The following is a 20001-nucleotide window of genomic DNA, read 5'->3' on the forward strand; positions in this document are numbered from 1 at the left end:
TAGTAAAAGGTTATTATGTTTTGTGTCTTGATTTTAGAGATAAGTGCTAAAAATCTAATGATGTTTAAAATTTGAATATTGATTTAACTCAATCGGTATTCATGTTACTTTAAATCTCTAAATACCACTGGATCTTTTTCTTTTTGCTAAAATAGAAAATATCCTAAATAAAAAATCCCGATTTACTCGGGATTCTATTATTTTTTTAAATTTTTTGAGGCATTCAAAACCGCTTGTTTTAAACCTTCTTTGTAATCAATTATTCTTTTTAAAATGTCTTGATTTTGTGCACCAATAATTTGTGCAGCTAAAATACCTGCATTTTTAGCTCCATTTAAGGCTACTGTGGCAACAGGAACCCCGCCTGGCATTTGTAAGATAGATAAAACAGAATCCCATCCATCAATTGAATTGCTTGATTTTACGGGTACACCTATAACTGGTAATGGACTCATACTAGCGACCATGCCTGGTAAATGTGCCGCTCCACCGGCACCAGCAATAATTACATTGATTCCTCTTTTGTGTGCATTGCTACTAAAATCAACCAACTTTTCAGGGGTGCGGTGAGCCGAAACGATGTCAACTTCTGTCTCGATTCCAAATTCTGCTAATATGTTTATGGCATCCTGCATTACTGGCATGTCAGAGATGCTTCCCATTACGATGGCTACTTTCATAGTGTGTTGTCTAAATTATGTATTATTTTATGGTTGTGGAATCATTTTCCAAATGTCTATGTTAAATTCTTCTTGTATGGCTCTAAGGTATTTGATGGAGTCAATTTCTTTTTCTATTTTTTCTTTAAAATAATCGAAACTTGATTTATTTGACTCTTGAATTCTTTCTTTTCGTCTTTTAATATAATTTTTTCTGTTTTTTACAAAAGATTCATGATTTAAGTTTAACAAAGAAATCAAATTTTTAGCTTCAATATCATTAGGATTATGAATAAAAAAGCCTTCAAAGTAAATTATTCTTTTTTCGAAATCTTCATTTGTGGGATGGAGTATTTGTTCCATCCACTTTGTTCTTTTTTTATTATTAGGTTTGTGTTTTACCATAAACCAATTGTAATATGAGTCTTTATCAGTGTATTTAAGATTTGGGTTGAAATGTTCAATATCAACAGCGTCATTTATGTTGATATATTCCTCCGTATAAGCGCAAAAATTTTTTTGTTCTTGTAAAAGAATTTTTCCTAATTTTTGATTATTTCCTTTTTTATAAATTAAATTTTCTTGTAAAACATTTGAGTCTTGGCTTTTAATAATTCTTTTCATGGCTTAGAAGTTATATTGGTCTCCTAGTTTTTCTAATTTTTCTAAATACTCTTCTTTTCGTTTTTCGTCTTTTTCAAAATAAACTTTTTGTTTTAAGTCAATGTATTCCTGAAATTTTTGGTGACCAAATTTGTTAATGTAATCTATTTTAAAATCATTGCTTAATAAGTCATTCGGGTCATCACCTATAGGAGACGTTCCTTGTCTTACTGCCACTTTTCCATCTTCATCGAAATATAAAATAAATCGCTCGCAAGGTTCAAAAGACGCTGCGATAAATGGAGAGTGGGTTGCTATTATAAACTGAGCTTCTGGTGCAAGATTTTGATAATAGTCCATCAAATCCATTTGCATATCTGGATATAATGAACGCTCTGGTTCGTCTATTAGGATGATTGATTCTTTGGTTTCGAGTTTGTAAAGAGGTAAGGAGTTGATTAAAAGTTGTTTGGTTCCCGTACTGATGTTTTTTATATCAACATTCTCTCCTGTGTTTTTATTTTTTAAAGGGATAATGTTTTTTGCATTTGTTAAATCAACTTCTAATTGAATTTTCTCTAAGATGATATTGAATTTTTCTGAAAAATCTATTAGAGGATTTATATTTTCTGATTTCCAAGCATCTATTTTGTTTTGAGAGGAATTGTCTAGTACATTTCCGCTATTAATTAATTCTGTTGCAAATTGTAAAAAGTTTTGTAAATAATTTATACTTGAATTTAGTAATCTGATCCAAATTTCTTCTTCAATATTGTCATTGAAAATTATGTTTTGATTTTCATTTACAGCAAATTGATCAATAAAAGAAAAAGTTCTAGATTTCTCTATTAACAAAATAGGTTCTTTTTCGAAAAATTCTAAATTTTTAGTTGATAGTAGTTCAGCTGTAAAATAAAATAGACTTTTTGCTTCTTTTATAAGTGTGCTAGTAAAAGTTGATTTATTCGAACTTCTTTGTATAATGTTTCCATTTAGGTAGTAATTGCCTTCTTTAAAACTAAAGTTATTTTCGTTTATCTGTAATCCAATAGTACTATCATATTTATTGAAATTTATCCAGATTTTGCTATCTTCATCTAATTCAGTATTCAGTAGATTGCTAATATCTTTGTGTATTAGTTCTAATAACTTCGTTTTTCCTGTTCCACTTTGCCCAATAAAACATATTTTGTTTAAAGGTTTTCCACGCATTGTTTCATCGTGAAAATCCATAGGATAGGTAAAGTCAAAATCTAAATTTTCTAAATGTCTGTATTGGTCTATATGTAACTTTGAAAGTTTCATTTATTTTTAATTACAAATTTATAACTTTTTATGAATTTTTAAATTCCCCCTTTGGGGGTTAGGAGGCTTTTCTATTGACTAATCACTCTAATATTATTTTTTACTTCTTCAGCAATTCTTCTTGCTTCACTCATGTTTTCATTTACTATCGTTACATGTCCCATTTTACGGAAAGGTCTTGTTTCGCGTTTTCCATAAATATGAGGAGTCACACCTTCTATTGCCATTATTTGTCCGATATTTTTATAGACTACTTGTCCAGAATAGCCTTCTTCTCCGACTAAATTTACCATAATACCAGCTACTTTACTATTTGTATTGCCTAGAGGTAAATCTAAAATAGCCCGCAGGTGCTGTTCAAATTGTGAGGTATAACTTGCTTCAATACTATAATGACCTGAATTGTGTGGGCGAGGCGCAACTTCATTTACAAGAATATCATCATCTTCTGTTTGAAACATCTCTACCGCAAGCAAGCCCACGTGGTTCATCGCTTCTGAAACCTTTAAAGCCACCTCGCGTGCTTTTTGTGCCACAGTATCGTCAATCCTAGCAGGACAAATGGTGTATTCTACTTGATTGGCTTCTGGGTGAAATTCCATTTCAACTACGGGATACGTTTTTATTTCTCCTTTAGGATTGCGAGCAACTATTACCGCTAACTCATTTTTAAAAGAAACTAAGTCTTCCGCTAAACATTCTACTTCAGGTAAATGAAGTAAATCCATGCTAGAACGAACAATTTTTACGCCATTCCCATCATAACCACCTTGAGCTGATTTCCAGACAAAAGGAAACTCTAATTCATTTTTTTTAATAGCTTCTTTTAAATCAGTAATGTCAACAAAACGTTGGTATACTGAAGTAGGAATGTTATTTTTTGAATAGAAATCCTTTTGCTGTCCTTTGTTTTGAATTAATCGCAGGGTTTTAGGTGATGGATAAATAGCTAAGCCTTCTTCTTCTAATTTTTCTAAAGCCTCTAGGTTTACATGTTCTATTTCAAGGGTTAATAAATCAACTTTTTTTCCGAATTGATAAACGGTGTCAAAATCCAATAGACTGCCTTGGTAGAATTTATCACATCCTATTCTTGCTGGAGCTTCTTCGTTAGGATCTAGAACAAATGTCTGAATGTCAAATTTTCGTGTTTCACATAGGAGCATTTTACCTAATTGTCCACCTCCTAATATTCCCAATTTATAATCGGAAGAAAAATAATAGTTCATTGTAGTTGTTGTGTTGTGTGTAGCGCAAAGATACTATTTTTTCAAAAAAAGGGATCAATATGAGGTATTAATACAAAAAAAAATACCCCGTTTGGGAAGGGTATTTTAATGAAAGACGACTTTGGGTTAAAAGTACGCTTTTGGAATAAGTAGGGTGTTTATTTGTAGTTTTTTAACTTGTTTTGCTTGATTCAAAATTAGAGAAAAATCTGTTAAAAAATATACGGGAAAACCGTATATTTTGTTAAAGTTTATTTTTAATTCGGAGTTGTTTTTAAGTTATTGTTAATCAATTTGTTGTGCCTTTTTTTTGGTTGCTGATTAATTTATAAAGGTTCTTTGAATTTGTTTTATTTGTTATTCCGCATGCTCGTTTTTTGAAAGGGAATAGTTAACTTTAGGAGAAGATTAAAAATATTCATGACTATACTATAAATTAGAAAAAAATAAAGGTTCATGGATTAAGTTGGTTTTAATATAATTCAAATTCTATTTGTTGCTTGAATTCAATGATTGAAAAAAACAGAAATAATATTATTGAACTGTAGTGAAATTAATTAAAGGTACATTGGTGTGGTAAGTCGTAAAAATGGTTAAAACATTAGTTCAAAAAAGTAGATAAAAACTTAAGGAGTAAAAAACTAATATCTAAAATCTTTATATTATCTTTGCCGTTTATTTTTTTAAAACAACACAAAATATGGAGATTAAGTTACACGATAAGTATTTTAAACCATTTATCGGGTTTGAAGAACTTGATTTCGCTATAGGTAATTTAGCCCAGCAAATCAAAAATGATTTTCAAGATGAGGTGCCCGTTTTTATAGGAGTGCTTAATGGTTCGTTCATGTTTTTGTCGGATTTGATGAAGCATTATGATTCTTCTTGTGAAGTTTCTTTTGTGAAATTGGCATCTTATGAAGGTACGAATACTACTCATGAAGTAAAACAGTTAATTGGTTTAAATCAAGATCTACAAGGAAGAAGTGTGATAATAGTAGAGGATATTGTAGATACAGGAAACACGGTGGAGGAACTGAAAAATATTTTTAAGGACCAAGGAGTTAAAAGGCTAAAGATTGCTACTTTATTTTTTAAACCAGAAGCTTATACTAAAGACATCAAATTAGATTATGTGGGAATTAGAATCCCTAATAAGTTTATTGTAGGTTATGGATTGGATTATGATGGTTTAGGTAGGAATTTAAAAGAAGTGTACCAGTTAGCAGAATAGTAATACAAAATTAACAATATAAAAAATTTAGAATAAAATGATTAATATCGTTCTTTTCGGAAAACCTGGAGCAGGAAAAGGGACTCAAGCTGAATTTTTAACAAAAAAATACAATTTAACTCATTTATCTACTGGAGATATCTTTCGTTTTAATATTAAAAATCAGACGGAATTAGGAATGTTAGCTAAGTCTTATATAGATAAAGGTGATTTAGTACCAGATGATGTTACTATTAATATGCTACAATCTGAAGTTCAAAAAAATCCGAATTCATTTGGTTTTTTATTTGATGGATTTCCAAGGACTATTGCTCAAGCAGAAGCACTTGATGTTTTTTTGACTAGTAAAGATCAAATGGTTACAGCTACTATTGCTTTAGAGGCTGATGATGAAATTTTAGTACAACGCTTACTAGAACGCGGTAAAACTTCAGGACGGACAGATGATCAAGATGAAGAAAAGATTAGAAATCGTTACCAAGAATATAATGAAAAAACAGCCCCTTTAATTGGATATTATCAAAACAAAGGAAGGTTTCATGCTGTAGATGGTATTGGTACAATTGAAGAGGTTACGCAACGATTAAGCTCAGTAATAGAAAATTTATAAGATTTAGATTTAGGTTTTAACTCTTAAGTTTAAATAATAAGGTGTTATATTTGTATGTAGAATGTTGTATTTTAGAAAAACTTATGGGTTAAAAACCTTAAACAAATCAAACCAATATAATTAATGGAAATAGTCATAATATTCTTGCTGATACTGTTAAATGGAGTTTTCTCCATGTCAGAAATCGCACTCATATCAGCAAGAAAAAATAGGTTAGAAACCGCTGCCAAAAAAGGCAATACGAGTGCGAAAACAGCATTAGATCTGGCTAATTCACCCAATAAATTTTTATCAACAGTACAAATAGGAATTACCTTAATAGGAATTTTAACAGGTATTTACTCAGGAGATAAAATTACACATGATGTGCAAGAATTTTTTGCTACTTATTCTATTACTGAGCCGTACTCTAAAAGTCTAGGTACTGGAGTGGTTGTAATGGGGTTAACTTTTTTTTCTTTGGTTTTAGGCGAATTATTACCTAAAAGAATTGGTTTAAACTACCCCGAAACAATTGCTAAATCCGTGGCTGTACCTATGAAAATGATTTCAGTAGCCACAGCTCCTTTTATTTGGTTATTAACCAGTTCTACTGAGTTTATTTTGAAAGTTCTTAATATAAAGCCAACAGCAGATGGAAAGGTTACCGAAGAAGAAATCAAAGCAATTATAAAAGAAGGTACAGAAGGGGGAGAAGTACAAGAAATCGAACAAGATATAGTAGAACGTGTTTTTCATATTGGTGATCGAAAAGTAAACTCCTTGATGACACATCGTAAATCGGTGGTTTATCTTTCATTAGAAGATCAAATACATGAGTTGAAATCCCAAGTTTTAGAAGAATTACACTCTATATATCCTGTTTGTGAAGATAATTTAGACAATGTGGTGGGCGTAGTCTTTTTGAAAGACCTTTTTGTGAATTTTGAAAAAGGAGGAAATTTTGACTTGCGTTCTATCACTAAAGAACCTGTATACTTTATAGAGCATACATCAGCCTATAAAGCCTTGGAAAATTTTAAAAAAACAAAAGTACATTATGCCTTTGTAACAGATGAATATGGGGTACTACAAGGTATAATTACTCTTAATGATATTTTAGAAGCATTGGTAGGTGACGCAGCTGAGTTTTATGAAGAAGAATTTCAGTTAGTAGCAAGAGAAGATGGAAGCTGGTTAGTAGACGGACATTATTCTTTGCATGACTTTTTAACTTATTTTGACATGGATGATTTAATCAATGATTATGAAGTGACAACAGTAAGTGGTTTGATTATGACTGAGTTAGGTTCTATTCCTAAAGTAGGCGAAAAACTTATCTGGAATAAAATGGAATTAGAGGTAATAGATATGGACGGGATAAAAATAGATAAAGTAATTGTTCGTTCATTAAAAGAAATAAATTAGAGTTCGGTCTTAGTTTCTAACTATATTGGCTAGGAATTAAGACTATGATTGTAAATTAGAAAGAAATGACAGAAGGGAATTTTGTAGATTACGTAAAAATATATGTAGCTTCGGGTAAAGGAGGAAAAGGATCTTCTCATTTGCATCGAGAAAAGTTTATTGAAAAAGGAGGCCCTGATGGAGGAGATGGGGGACGTGGAGGACACGTTATATTAGTAGGTAATAAGAATCTATGGACGTTATTTCATTTGAAATTCTTAAGACACGTTAAGGCAGGTCATGGAGGAGATGGTGGTTCTTCACGTTCTACAGGACATGATGGCGAAGATAAATTTGTAGAAGTGCCGTTAGGAACTGTGGTAAAAGATAAAGATACAGATGAAGTATTGTTTGAAATAACAGAGCATGGGCAAAAAGAAATTCTTGTAAAAGGAGGTAAAGGAGGACTAGGCAACTGGCATTTTAGAAGTGCTACTAATCAAACTCCAAGGTATGCTCAACCAGGGATGCCCGGTAATGAAATTGATGTCGTTTTAGAACTAAAAGTATTGGCCGATGTAGGTTTGGTTGGTTTTCCTAATGCAGGGAAGTCTACATTATTATCTGTATTAACTTCTGCGAAACCTAAAATAGCAGATTATCCTTTTACAACATTAAAACCTAATTTAGGAATTGTAGTATATCGTGATTTTCAATCGTTTGTTATAGCTGATATTCCAGGAATTATAGAAGGAGCAGCAGAAGGACGTGGATTAGGACATTATTTTTTACGTCATATTGAACGTAATTCTACTCTGTTGTTTTTAATTCCAGCCGATGCAGACGATATTAAAGCTCAATACGATATATTGATTGATGAATTACGTAGATATAATCCAGAACTTTTAGATAAAGAACGCTTGGTCGTAATCTCTAAATGCGATATGTTAGATGATGAGTTAAAGGCTGAAATGAAAGTACAATTGGATCAAGATTTTAAAGGTATTGAGTATTTATTTATTTCTTCTGTAGCGCAACAAGGAATGCTAGAGTTAAAAGATAAGTTATGGAAGATGCTTAACTCTGTAAATTAATTTTTTTAAAAGGTAAAATATAATATTATTTAAGTGATGAAAATAATTTTCAAGTTGTTTTTAGTAATTTCTGTCTTAGGGTTTGCTCAAGATAGAAAATGTGGTACGGAATCCTATATGCAGGAATATTTAAAAGATCCAAAAAACAAAATAGATCATTATAAATTGCAAACTAAATTTAAGGAAAGACTTTTAAAAAATACTAGAGAAGGAAAAACAGAAGATAAACTAGCTGAACCTATAAAAATACCCGTAGCAGTTCACTTTCCAATGTTTACATCTCCTACTGAAAACGATAAAAAATGTATAGCAGGATTAGTACAAAGCCAAATAGATATATTAAACGCGGATTATAATGCGGAGAATAAAGACCTTTCAAAGTGGAGCGTTGATGCGCGTATGTATCCTAATACTTTGAACGGAAAAATGAATGTTCAATTTGTTTTAGCTACGAAAAATCATCCCAAAGAATCAGGATTAGTAGATGGCGTTCCAGCGATTACATTTGGTACAGATTTTTTAAATGATTCTGATTCAGATCCTACATGGAAGGGATATATGAATTTAGTAGTTCGTCAAATCCCTAAAAAAGATAATTCGCAAATATTAGGCTATTCTGTTTTGGGAGGAAGACCATCACAAGGTCATACTGTAGTCATAAATACTTTTTGTTTTGGTAGTGGTTTAGGATGTCCAGGGTATGTACCTGTGAAAAATAATGATTTAGGAAGAACATTGACGCATGAATTAGGACACTTTTTTAACTTAAGACATACTTTCGGTGATGGTAAAGGTTGTGCAACTGGTGATGATGGTATAGCAGATACACCAAAAGTGGGTAACGCAAGTTTTGGTTGTCTTAAACCAGGATCAGTTCCTGGTTGTGAGCCAAATGAAAAAGCTTTAACCATGAACTATATGGATTATCTAGATGATCCTTGTATGTATATGTTTACACAACAACAAGCCGCTGCTATGAAAACCTATTATGATTTGATATCATCTCAATTTGTTAAAGATGTATTTGGTCAAGCTCCTGTAGTTGTGAATGATGTAGAAACAAAGAAAGATTTTAATATTTATCCAGTTCCATTTAATGATGTGCTAAATGTTACATTTGAAAAAACGCCTTCTTCATGTGCTATTCAAATTGTAGATCGCATAGGGAGAATTATTTATGAAATGTCTAATACTCGCGTAGAAAAAGAAGAAAAGTTTGATTTATCATTTCTAGAAACAGGTATTTATTTTATAGTCTTAAAATTTGATAATGAAGAAGTAATTAAAAAAATAAGTAAACGATAAGTTAATTTATAAAAAAACAAAAGAGGCTGACCTGAAATTTTTTTTTCAGGTTAGCCTCTTTTTTTAGGGCTAAAATATCTAGAACCTATCGGATGTAATTTTTATTCATTCAATTCTCTAAAAGCAGCTTGTTTTTAGAACGACTCCTTTTTAATAGTTATCGTTCCAGCTTAAAGCTTTCCAGTAGCTTTGGTCTTTCAGGTACGTTAGCAACTTTCCATGAAGTTCTGTACATCCACTCCGTCATTTTATATAATTTTTTAAAATTGATATTTTCTGATTCATCTTGCGGTGTGTGATATTGATGATGTAAAACAGAAGTAAAAAAAATAGCAGGTATCCCCATTCGAGCATAAGGAGCATGATCACTTCTAAAATAAAAATATTCAGGATGCTCAGGTAAATCCCAATCTTTTAAAAATTTAAAACGGGTACTTTCGTTGTTAGCATCAATAGCCATTTTAACTAAATCATCAGAGTTTTTATGAGGACTTTCTCCTCCTAATAAAGCCGCCTCATCTAAATTATTACGCCCAATCATATCGCCGTTTAATACAGCCACTATTTTGTCTTTAGGAACCATTAAGTGTTGAGTATGATATCGAGAACCTAATAATCCTCGTTCTTCTGCACCATGAAATACAAATAAGAGGCTGCGTTTTGAAGGTTGCTTTTGATACGCTCTAGCTATTGCAAGCATAGCAACACAAGTGCTTGCATTATCATCCGCTCCATTATATATACTGTCATTCATTACTACGTGTCGGATACCATCGTGATCTTGATGACCGCTAATTAATACATATTCGTTTTTTAGCAGAGGATCTGTTCCGTCTATTTTTCCGATTAGGTTAACGGATGGATATTGATACGTTTCCGTTTCTAGACGAATTTCTATTTCTGGATTTTGAGTTAACCATTCTTTGTTGGATCTTTTAATCCAAAATAAAGGAAGAGTGTTTTCAACTTTATCTCGTAATCCCTCTATACCATATATACCTCGGGTCATTTGAGGGAGTACTTCTGTCCAACTTTTTTCGGAAATGGCGTCTGTTATAAATATAATTCCTTTAGCACCTAATTTTTTTACTTGGTTGTAATATTTTGTTTTAATAAAACCAGGATAACGACGTTCAAATAAAGTCATCTCTTTATCAATATTGGTGTCAGAAATTTCAATTGCAACGATTTTGTCTTGAATGTTCTTCGTAGCTAATTCATCGGGTTCCACCTTGCCTACATATACAATAGCCGTTTTAAAATCAGCATTTACCACATCCGCTACTAATATGTCTTTCCATATATTAAGACTTTTATTACCTATCTTTATATAACTATTCGGACTTATTTGATGACGATACATGTCAAAAAATTGATAATAAGTGCCAAATTCTCCAGCTGGTTGCATACCTGTTTCTCTCATTTTATTAACAAACCAAGTAGATACTTTTAGTTCATCTAAAGTACCAGCCTCTCGCCCCAAAAATTGATCCCCTGCTAATTGGTACATATCAGTTCGAAGATCTTTTTCTTTAAGGGCTTCTACTAAGGGCTTCTTATAATCTTGTGCCTGTGCCGTTAAAGCGGCTAAATAAATCAATAAGATTTTTTTCATCTCTATTTGTAATTGAATTTAAAGTATATGTTTTTTAAATAATTCTGTTAAACCGTTAAATATTAGATCAAGAAAAGATCGTTTTTAATGTCTAAATGTAATTAGAAATAAAACACAAAAGAATTATTTTTTAATACAAGCCTGTAATTAAGTCTTTTCAGTTGCCGATCGTTAAATCTAAATGGTTTTTATTAAACTGCGTTTTGCTTTTTTAAAGATTATTTACTGAAAACACATATTTGTTGTTATAAAAGAAAGTTCTAGTTGTGTTTTTTGGTAAAAAATAAATATTTGGTTTTATTTATTTAAACAATAAGTATTTTTTGTTTATATTGCTTTTGAATTAAATATTAAATATATGTTAAAACCATTATTATTTTCTTGTTTATCTCTTGTTTTTTTAGGATTCAACGAAAAAAAAGTAAATTGTCAAAAAAAGATTTATCAATTGGATAAATCTTATCTGAAAAAAAGTAGAGTTCTAGGAGTTTTTGATCTAAATCTAGAACATACTGTTTATAATTCTAATATTCAAAATATTAGAGATGCTTTTAGAGGAAATGCAAATGTTCCGAATGTTTTACAAGTTAAAGTAAAGATTAATGAAGCCAGTTGCCTTCTGTACCTTAATGCAGCTTTTGAAAGTAGGGCTTGCATACCCGCCCCAAACGCTTCATTGTATGTCATAGGATTTAAGGGAGGAGATGGAAGAGATTATTTATTCAATATAGAACCTTTCCCAAATCCTGAATTAAAAGGGGTCAATAGTGTTAGTCTTCCAGTAGATGGTTCTTATAGAAGTTTAGGTCATGCTTCCTCATTGCCAATTATTAATAAAGCTGAGTTAGAGACTTTAGTTAGAACAATAAGTAATTTTAAAGGTACAATAATATCTTCTGCATTATCTTCTGCATTAACTAAAATCATCATCATCACTTGTGAAACTTCCCGTTTTAAGTCTGTTGAAACAGATGTATATAATATGTTAAGAACTTCTACTCCATTTGATGCGTCAACTCGTTATGATATGATAAAAAGATGGAATACAACTTTGTTAGGAGATAATAATTTTTAATTTTTTAAATCTATGAAATTTTATATACTGTTTTTGTTTTTTATAAAAGGATTTTCACAAGATCCTTGCAGTCGTTTTGCTATTGTATCTTCCAATTTGCAAACGGAACAGCAAAAGGAAGAGTTAAGGCAATATCTAGACAGAGCAAAAGATGCAATAAAAGAATTTATATCCAAGAATGGAGGATCATGTGTTGATGCTATACGTGTTAAATCACTATTATCTTCTAAAGGTTTTTCAGTTGGTGAGGGAGCTACTTTTGCTTATTGGAAATGGCGTTATCCTCAATACGAATCATTTAATCATACTGCTGTAACAATAATTTTTAAAGGCAAAGAATTGGTACTAGATCCAACTCACAAACAATTTAGAGGAGTAGATCCACTAGATGAAGATATTATTTGTCTTCCAGCCAAAGATTGGATGAATGAGTTAGTAACTAGAACTAAAGGTCAAAATCCTGTCTTAGATCACCAACTCCGGAGTGGAGAGTCATTATATACTTTTGTATGTCCTGAGTGTACAAAACCCAAATTAAGTGAACAGCAAAAAAAAGCTATTGAGGAATTTGATAAACTAGATGATATGCGATTAAAAGTAGATATTAGAAGAGAGGTAAATGATAGAAAGAGAGAACGCTGTATTATTTTTTAATTTTTACTATGTATAATTTTATGAAAAAGTTTATTACTACTTTGTTTTTCTTGTTCTTTTCTTTTTTGGGGTTAGGACAAAAAGGTTTTTATCCTGTTATGGATCCCATAAAGTCAACGAATAGTTATTGTTTAAATGAAAATTGTTATTACTGTTCTACTGCAGCATTGCTAAACACAACAGTTACAGATTTAGTAGCATCAACAGGTATAATGCAACAAGATACTGCACAAATAGATGAAATTATAGATTTATTTAGAAATGCAGGAGTTAGTGTTCGGTGTATTACAGGCTTAGATGAAGCTACTGCCTATTGTCTTCTTTCTACTTTACCTAATGGGCAAAGTGTAGGATTAGCTTATACACGTCAAGGAGGTAGTGGTCACATGGTGGTAGTTACCCGTGATAGTGGATATTATAATAACGGTATCAATCCAAGTTTAAAATGCGTAGATTATCAGTCAAATCCCCCCAGAATTACCGGTTTTCCGTATGAAGGAGGAAATTTAATATATAATATATTTATTAAAAATTGAACTATATTATAAAAAAAAATTGATTTTTTAGACAATATAGAAAAAAATATTAGATTTTATTTGTGAATATTTAAAATCAATTATAACTTTATAATATTATGTTAAAAAAAATATAAAATGAATCAAATTTTACCTAAATCTACAATTCCCTTGTTTTTAGGGAGTGTTTTTTCTCTTTTTGCATTTAAAAATGTGTGCAAAAAAGAAGTTATTGATCCAGAAGTTCAACGTGATATACGCGTTTTGAAAAGCCATAGTTTTGCGGTTTCAAATCCGTATTTAGCTATTGCTATTAAGGATGCTTTGCGAAATATTGAATTAGTTACTTCTTTAAACAGAGAAGATACACGACAAGGAGGATCTACAATTTGTAAATACGATACCGAAATAGGATTACCTAAAAGTTATACCATTGGTTATTCAAAAAACAGTGCGGGTACTCTTTTACATGAGTTAATACATGTTTCAGTTAATCAAAATTTACTTCAAGATTTTGTTAACTACAAATCACCTATAAAAGATAATCCAGTTGTTCCGCAGTACGTTGCTGATGGAGTAAGATTAAATGAAAATTTAAGACAAGCCAAATGGATGGATCCAACAGAAAATACTAAACGAACAGAACAGATGCAAAAAATTGTTAGTTTAACAGATGTTTGCACAAAGTTGAAGCCTGAAGTGAAAGCCTATATAAAGGATAAATGCAGTTATGCCTCTATAAATCCCCATATTGAATATTCAACTACTGTCGTTCAACTAGCCTACTATATGTTTTTACAAGGCTTTCCTGTAAAAAATGCGCCTGTAAATACTCCAGAAAACAATTTGTATGTAGAAATTGATAAAGCATTAATAGAAGATTTAAAAGCGCGTAATGTAATATCAACCACATGCTCCTTAAATTAACCCCAATAAACTAAATTTAACCTAATTTATATGCAATTATTTTTTTATTTATTTTTTATTCTTACAGGGTTTATATTGCAAGCCCAGTCAAGAATTCCAGTAGTGTACGCAACCGCTACTGTTGAAGGAGAGTCCGTTCAAGCTCCTAATAATTTAGATTATGCTTATGATGAAGATGTAAATTCTGCCTATCATTCTAAATGGTCTATTAGTGGAGTGCCTAATACTCTACAATTTTATTTGAGTAACACATGCTCTAGTGTTAGTAAAGTAATTTATAAACCTAGACGTTTAGGATTAAATGGAATTTTTACCAAAGTAAATATATCCTATAGTCTTGCAAATGCTCCTACCGTTTTTATCCCTTTACCAGGCGGAAATAACGGAGAATTTACTTGGATTGCGGATAATATGGATAAAGTTATTAATTTATCACAACCTATTAATAATCCCACAATTTTTAAATTTGAAGTAACTCAAGCATACGGTAATTTTACTAGTTGTGCTGAAATGGAGTTTGAAGGAGTAGTGATCGGTTCAGGAATTAAAACATGTAATTAAATATGAGACATAAAATTTTATTTTTTTTACTGTTTAATGTGTCTCTTTTTTCTCAAATACAGACTAATACATTAGAAACAGGTTTTTTCGGACCTTTTATACCACAGCAAAATGTCTTGTGGAATTCAATTCAAACTAAAAAAGAAGCCTTTGATAAAAAAATACAAAAAGAGTACGATTTAATAAAAGATTGTCCAAATAAAACTAATTTGGATACACTTAATGGAAAATTGATTTATGAAGAACTTATTAATAATACAATAAAAGCTAATAAGGCTTCACGATTTGACGCACTAGGACACGATTATATAAACGAACAAATAGCTAAATACATTAATGGTATTAAGTCATTTGGCTCAGTAATTATTTCTGAAATAGGTGGTTTTGCTAATATGACCCGAGATTATTTTAAAAATTTTAAAGATAATTTTCGGGAAGTAGGAGGTGTGCATGCAATAGATGAACACGCTGAAGATGTTACAGCTGTAATGATCGGGGGAGACCCCACAAAATTTCAGCGTGGTGTTTTTGTGGGTAAAAACGTAAATAATAATGTAATCGGTCAGTATTCAGTTAGTGGAGGAATCGGTTCATTAAGAGACTATAAAGAGGAATTGAAAAAAGATCCGTCTAAATTTTTTGCCATTAATTGTTCATGGGGAGCTCCTTTTCAATGGACAGTAACCCAAGGAATACCTTATTGGCGAGGAGGTTTTAATGGAGATGATTATCTAGATAGACTAAAAGATATTTCTTACAAAGAAAAAGAATATAATCAATTTTCTTATTTAAACAATAACCAAGCGGTTCTGTTATTTGCCGCTGGAAATCACGGTCATAGAGGATCGGAAGAAATTGACTCAAAAATACAGTTGGGCTCCGATATTTATGTAGATGACCAAAATGGAAAGAAAATTAAAATCCCCTACGGAAGCAATGGCGTTTTATACCCAAAACCTTCCCAAATAAATGGTTCTATTAATTCTTATGCTGGGGGTAAAAACCTAATAACTGTAGGTGCTACAAGTATGCTGAATGATGCTGGAAATTATTCTGTAACAGAATATACCTCTATTGGACCTACTACAGATGGACGTATAAAACCTGATATTTGTGCAGAGGGTCAGACTATTGATTTTAATTTTCAAAAAGAAGAAGGGACATCCTTTGCAACCCCATTAGTAAGTTCTATTGTCTCGGCATTTTCTGAAGAATATAAAATAAATAATGGTCAATATCCTACAGCTACAACAATTAAAGCCTCTTTAATAAATAGTGCATTGGATATAGGCGATCCAGGCCCTGATTATATGTCAGGTTGGGGGCAATGTAATGGAGAAGAATTATTTAGATACGCTGCTAAAAACGCCTTAGTTATTCAAGATGTAAAAACACTAAGAGCTAGTTCTGAAATAATATATAAAATTCCGTTGTATTATCCAGGAGGAGATGTGCCTAAAATAACAGCAGCATGGATGGATGAAGATTTTGGGTTTGGGTTGAATGCAAATATAGATTTAAGTTTACAATCACAGCAAGGAGATATTTATCAGCCCTATATATTAGATGCTAAAAATCCTAAGAAACCAGCTATTAATGGTATAGATAAGATTAATACGGTAGAACAAATTTCTCCAGAATACTTATCAAAAGGATATTACACCCTTATTGTTAAAGGAGAATCTCTAAAAGGGAATCAATTAACCTGCCCCTTGAGTATTGTTATGTCTGGTTTTCTGCCTTATGTTACTATTGATATGGATGTAGCTAATGTACAAGGTAATGTAGGAGACCTATTTAAAATAGGTTTTGTACAAGAAGCGAACCCGCTAGACAATAAAGTACAAACGGTAGAATTTGTAAAAGCTATTCTGACAAATAAAAAATCAGGTAATAATTATGAATTAAGTAAAGATTCTGGTTTATGCCTTTTAGGAGATGTTTGTTTTTTTAAAGGGTTAAATGAAATAGGACAATATGATGCAGAGGTTTTTGTGAAAATTATCAATACAGATGGTTTGGTTGTTGAATCTTCTCAAAAATTTAGAAGAGTATATGAAGTAATTGGTAATTTTACCATGCCTACTGTAGATTTTGACGTTCCTGACTTAGAGTTAGTACCAGGGCAATTTGAACCCGCTTATATAAACATTCAAGCGGAAGATACAGACTCAAATAATTACCCACAAAAGTTTGATTTAGTTTTAAACTATAATGGAAAAGAAATTACATTAGGAGGTCAAGAACTAAAATGCAAAGGAGATTTTATAAGTAAAAAAATAGAAATAAATTTTCCAGGAACTTTTTATTTCACAATAAAAGATAAATTAAACAATAGAAAGCTAGATTCAAACAAGGAAACCTTATCCTATGCTTTTACGGTTTCGGATAAGAAAATAACATTAGATTTTACACAACCCGATTGTGAAGATAATTTTAAAGTTCTAGTTAAAAATCCTTCGCCAGATGTTGTTGATTACGAATGGACTAAATTTATTAGTTCAGGAGGGACAGTTGCCGAAAAAACGATTGCTACTGAATTACCTCTTAAAAATAGTGAATATGTAGCTGTAAAAGTTAAAGAAAATTCAAAAAATAATTATTTCGTTATATCAGATCAGACTTTTAAAAAGTTTTTGCGTTATAATGATGCTAATGGAACAAACTTTAAGCCAACGGTAGAAGAATACAAACAAGATCCAACCGTTTTGTTACCAGGAGATTTTGTTTTTTATTATGATACAACCAGCAGAAAAATTATTTCTAAGTCTAATAAAAACTATGGCTTAAAATTTGTTGGGGGGTCTGTTGTTTGTTCTACAATGGATCAAGCCGATCTTTTTGATCTGAGTAGAGACAGTAATAAAAATGTATTATATACAGTAAAAAACGTTACCACAAATAGCTATTTGAATATTACTAAAGAAGGAACAATAGAAATTTCATCTACTGAAAAAAAACTAATGTTATCCATGGGATTAAAATCTACACCTAGTAATTCAGATAAAGTAGATTTACCAAATTCAGAAATACCTGCGATTAGCTTAACAGAAAGTGCTGCTGAATTTTGTCCAGCTAAAGGAACCAGTTCTTTTACGCTAACGGCTCAAGCTACCGATCCTAGTAAACAAAACGTGTTACAAAATTTATTGTCATCAAATTCTAATGCAACTGTTCAGTTTATAAAAGATGGAGTTGTTCAACAAAATAGCAAATCTTTAACAACTACAGGAACCAGTTCAGGTATTTATCAAGCAGTTGTAACCACAGGATCTTGTTATAAACGTTCGGAAGCGGACTTTGTAAAATCATGTAATCAGGAAGAAAACGAATCTTATGATAATACGCCTAAACCAGGTCCAGGGGGAGGGGCATTAGTTGCAATAGCAGGAGCCGCAGGAGCCACTATAGCAGGTTCAGGTCAGTTTGTAGTAGGGGTGTTAGGAGGCTTATTTGCTATACCAAGTGGTTTTGTTTCTTACACACCAAGTGGAAATTCTCTAAAAACACGCTTCAGTACTGTGAAAATCGAAGATAACACCAATGTCTTATTTACTAATTCATACACTGAATATAAAGATTATGATTTAGGTACTACTTCACAAGTGAGCTTAACGTCAGGTGTAGATTATTATTTTTCAGCTGCTCAAAGTAATAACGATGGGACAACAAGTTTTAACAAACCTAAATTTTTTATAGACTTAAATAATGATGGTATTTTAGAAGCTAGTGAAGATGTTTTGTTCAAATCCGTACTAGTATCAGGACGATACAAATTTACATTACCAACTAATTTTAGAGTTAATGCTTCAACTAAAGCTCTTCTTTATGCTTCATCTAATAGTGCAAAACAAGAAATAATATTAAAAATACAATTAGAAGTTAAGACTAGATTTACAAAAGTAGAAGTAAAGGAGGCTGCGGGTACAGTTCTATTTACATATAATTTCCCAAGTCCATATAATGGATATGCAAATTATGACATCAGTTCAGCAGCCCCAGTGGCTATTTATACAGCGGGTCAAAATTATCAGTTTGTTCCTACTCAAAGCAATAGCGATGGTAGCACATCTTATGGGAAACCTAATTTCTTTGTTGACTTAAATGGTGACGGAATTTTACAAAATTCAGAAGATCTGTTGTTAAGTAGTAATTTGGTAGAAGGACGGTATGATTTTCAAATTCCTTCCTGTTGTGTAGGTACAGGTTCTGTTTTAGCTAAGTACGTAGCTATTGCTGGTAGTGCAAAACAAGAAATCCTATTCAGAGTAGGTTTATTAAAAACACGTTTTAATCAAATTACCATTACTGATTCTTCTGGTTCAAAAATTTATGACAAACGTTTTGTAGGTTTTTATGGATCATATTCAGATTATGACATGATGTCTAAATCTAGTTATACTATATTTAAATCAGGAGAAACCTATACATTCAGTTCAACTCAAACGAATAGTAATGGATCATCTGTTTTTGGGAAACCTAAATTTTATCTAGATTTTAATAAAGATGGTAATTTTACAGAAGATGAAAATGTGTTGAAAGATGCAATACTCAGAAATGGTAATTATGATTTTGTTATTAATTCAAAAAATACAACAGGAAGTTATAACGCTATGTATGTAGCCGTAAGTGGAAAAGCACAACAAAAAATTAAGTTTAATACCAATTATAAGTTTGTTCCTAATTTTTCTATTACAATATCAGGTAATCCTAAGTTATGTGCTAATGATACTCAAAGATATTTAGTAAATATCACAGGAGATACAACGATTGGGTATAAATATATATGGTATCTAAATAATATTCGTCAATCCACAAATAGTTCCGATATTACTTTTACAGGAGCTGTTTTAAATACAGGAGATACATTAAAATCAATTGTATTTACGGATTTAGATCCTGCTACTACAAAAGAAGTTTCTCTTGTAATAGAAAAACAAACCTCTCCTTCTAATATAGTTATTAATGGAGTGCGTCCTTTCTGTTCAAATGATGATAATTTGAGCTTAACCTTGAATGTTACAGGAGGTAGTGGAACATTTATATACAAGTGGTATAAGAATGGGATTAAGTTAGTAGAAGGCACTGATATGTCGGCTTTCGCTCTAATTCCTATGGAATGGTCAAATAACGATCGTATAAAAGCATCAGTCTCTTATCAATGCACATCAGGTAGCTGGATTGAAACATTTTCGGAAGAACATACAGTTGTTAAAAATACTTCACCAA

The 20001-nt window shown here is 31.4% G+C and carries 16 protein-coding genes; 11 read left to right on the plus strand and 5 right to left on the minus strand.

Annotation, left to right across the window (positions count from 1 at the left end; translation table 11 throughout):
- Positions 1–197: 197 nt before the first annotated feature.
- The 4 genes from purE to B0A78_RS06095 form a co-directional block, all read right to left on the minus strand.
- Entirely contained in the window at positions 198–680 is a 483-nt protein-coding gene (purE, locus tag B0A78_RS06080) for a 5-(carboxyamino)imidazole ribonucleotide mutase (protein WP_014166333.1), read from the minus strand.
- Between the two features lie 27 nt (positions 681–707).
- Positions 708–1283 carry an HNH endonuclease domain-containing protein gene (locus tag B0A78_RS06085; protein WP_014166332.1) on the minus strand — a complete coding sequence of 192 codons (576 nt, stop codon included), beginning with the start codon at positions 1281–1283 and terminating at the stop codon, positions 708–710.
- 3 nt (positions 1284–1286) lie between these two features.
- On the minus strand, positions 1287–2567 hold the full coding sequence (locus tag B0A78_RS06090; RefSeq protein WP_065213059.1) for an ATP-binding protein: 1281 nt from the start codon (positions 2565–2567) through the stop codon (positions 1287–1289).
- 71 nt (positions 2568–2638) lie between these two features.
- Positions 2639–3796, minus strand: coding sequence for a 5-(carboxyamino)imidazole ribonucleotide synthase (locus B0A78_RS06095; protein WP_065213060.1), 1158 nt, complete (start codon positions 3794–3796; stop codon positions 2639–2641).
- 700 nt (positions 3797–4496) lie between these two features.
- Here B0A78_RS06095 and hpt point away from each other — a divergent pair.
- The 5 genes from hpt (at position 4497) to B0A78_RS06120 (ending at position 9425) form a co-directional block, all read left to right on the plus strand.
- Positions 4497–5030, plus strand: coding sequence for a hypoxanthine phosphoribosyltransferase (gene hpt, locus B0A78_RS06100; protein ID WP_014166329.1), 534 nt, complete (start codon positions 4497–4499; stop codon positions 5028–5030).
- Positions 5031–5067: 37 nt separating this feature from the next.
- Entirely contained in the window at positions 5068–5640 is a 573-nt protein-coding gene (locus B0A78_RS06105; RefSeq protein WP_014166328.1) for an adenylate kinase, read from the plus strand.
- A gap of 174 nt (positions 5641–5814) precedes the next feature.
- Positions 5815–7047, plus strand: coding sequence for a hemolysin family protein (locus B0A78_RS06110; RefSeq protein ID WP_014166327.1), 1233 nt, complete (start codon positions 5815–5817; stop codon positions 7045–7047).
- A gap of 65 nt (positions 7048–7112) precedes the next feature.
- Positions 7113–8120: a GTPase ObgE gene (obgE, locus tag B0A78_RS06115; protein ID WP_065213061.1), complete on the plus strand. Its 1008-nt coding sequence runs from the start codon at positions 7113–7115 to the stop codon at positions 8118–8120.
- Between the two features lie 36 nt (positions 8121–8156).
- On the plus strand, positions 8157–9425 hold the full coding sequence (locus tag B0A78_RS06120; protein ID WP_014166325.1) for a zinc-dependent metalloprotease: 1269 nt from the start codon (positions 8157–8159) through the stop codon (positions 9423–9425).
- Between the two features lie 157 nt (positions 9426–9582).
- Here B0A78_RS06120 and B0A78_RS06125 read toward each other — a convergent pair whose 3' ends face one another.
- Positions 9583–11040 (minus strand): M28 family metallopeptidase, encoded by a 1458-nt coding sequence (locus B0A78_RS06125; protein WP_065213062.1) that lies wholly within the window; start codon positions 11038–11040, stop codon positions 9583–9585.
- Positions 11041–11398: 358 nt separating this feature from the next.
- Between B0A78_RS06125 and B0A78_RS06130 the strand changes: the two genes are divergently transcribed.
- The 6 genes from B0A78_RS06130 to B0A78_RS06155 all read left to right on the plus strand — a co-directional run.
- A complete protein-coding gene (locus B0A78_RS06130; RefSeq protein WP_065213063.1) occupies positions 11399–12115 on the plus strand; it encodes a ribosome-inactivating family protein in 717 nt (238 codons plus the stop codon).
- A 12-nt stretch (positions 12116–12127) separates the two neighbouring features.
- Positions 12128–12769: a hypothetical protein gene (locus B0A78_RS06135; protein WP_065213064.1), complete on the plus strand. Its 642-nt coding sequence runs from the start codon at positions 12128–12130 to the stop codon at positions 12767–12769.
- A gap of 20 nt (positions 12770–12789) precedes the next feature.
- Positions 12790–13305, plus strand: a complete 516-nt coding sequence (locus B0A78_RS06140; protein ID WP_014166321.1) for a hypothetical protein — start codon at positions 12790–12792, stop codon at positions 13303–13305.
- 117 nt (positions 13306–13422) lie between these two features.
- Positions 13423–14211 carry a hypothetical protein gene (locus B0A78_RS06145; RefSeq protein ID WP_014166320.1) on the plus strand — a complete coding sequence of 263 codons (789 nt, stop codon included), beginning with the start codon at positions 13423–13425 and terminating at the stop codon, positions 14209–14211.
- Positions 14212–14241: 30 nt separating this feature from the next.
- Positions 14242–14772: a coagulation factor 5/8 type domain protein gene (locus B0A78_RS06150; protein ID WP_014166319.1), complete on the plus strand. Its 531-nt coding sequence runs from the start codon at positions 14242–14244 to the stop codon at positions 14770–14772.
- 2 nt (positions 14773–14774) lie between these two features.
- Positions 14775–20001, plus strand: a 5227-nt coding sequence (locus tag B0A78_RS06155) for a S8 family serine peptidase (protein ID WP_145955913.1), incomplete at its 3' end; no start/stop codon positions are given.

The sequence above is a fragment of the Flavobacterium columnare NBRC 100251 = ATCC 23463 genome, from assembly GCF_002530675.1.
GTDB classification, from domain to species: Bacteria; Bacteroidota; Bacteroidia; order Flavobacteriales; family Flavobacteriaceae; genus Flavobacterium; species Flavobacterium columnare.

What these genes read in the sequence shown, in the direction of transcription:
- purE (WP_014166333.1), bottom strand. Translation starts at nt 680, where the DNA reads ATGAAAGTAGCCATCGTAATGGGAAGCATCTCTGACATGCCAGTAATG.
- B0A78_RS06085 (WP_014166332.1), bottom strand. Translation starts at nt 1,283, where the DNA reads ATGAAAAGAATTATTAAAAGCCAAGACTCAAATGTTTTACAAGAAAAT.
- B0A78_RS06090 (WP_065213059.1), bottom strand. Translation starts at nt 2,567, where the DNA reads ATGAAACTTTCAAAGTTACATATAGACCAATACAGACATTTAGAAAAT.
- B0A78_RS06095 (WP_065213060.1), bottom strand. Translation starts at nt 3,796, where the DNA reads ATGAACTATTATTTTTCTTCCGATTATAAATTGGGAATATTAGGAGGT.
- hpt (WP_014166329.1), top strand. Translation starts at nt 4,497, where the DNA reads ATGGAGATTAAGTTACACGATAAGTATTTTAAACCATTTATCGGGTTT.
- B0A78_RS06105 (WP_014166328.1), top strand. Translation starts at nt 5,068, where the DNA reads ATGATTAATATCGTTCTTTTCGGAAAACCTGGAGCAGGAAAAGGGACT.
- B0A78_RS06110 (WP_014166327.1), top strand. Translation starts at nt 5,815, where the DNA reads ATGTCAGAAATCGCACTCATATCAGCAAGAAAAAATAGGTTAGAAACC.
- obgE (WP_065213061.1), top strand. Translation starts at nt 7,113, where the DNA reads ATGACAGAAGGGAATTTTGTAGATTACGTAAAAATATATGTAGCTTCG.
- B0A78_RS06120 (WP_014166325.1), top strand. Translation starts at nt 8,157, where the DNA reads ATGAAAATAATTTTCAAGTTGTTTTTAGTAATTTCTGTCTTAGGGTTT.
- B0A78_RS06125 (WP_065213062.1), bottom strand. Translation starts at nt 11,040, where the DNA reads ATGAAAAAAATCTTATTGATTTATTTAGCCGCTTTAACGGCACAGGCA.
- B0A78_RS06130 (WP_065213063.1), top strand. Translation starts at nt 11,399, where the DNA reads ATGTTAAAACCATTATTATTTTCTTGTTTATCTCTTGTTTTTTTAGGA.
- B0A78_RS06135 (WP_065213064.1), top strand. Translation starts at nt 12,128, where the DNA reads ATGAAATTTTATATACTGTTTTTGTTTTTTATAAAAGGATTTTCACAA.
- B0A78_RS06140 (WP_014166321.1), top strand. Translation starts at nt 12,790, where the DNA reads ATGAAAAAGTTTATTACTACTTTGTTTTTCTTGTTCTTTTCTTTTTTG.
- B0A78_RS06145 (WP_014166320.1), top strand. Translation starts at nt 13,423, where the DNA reads ATGAATCAAATTTTACCTAAATCTACAATTCCCTTGTTTTTAGGGAGT.
- B0A78_RS06150 (WP_014166319.1), top strand. Translation starts at nt 14,242, where the DNA reads ATGCAATTATTTTTTTATTTATTTTTTATTCTTACAGGGTTTATATTG.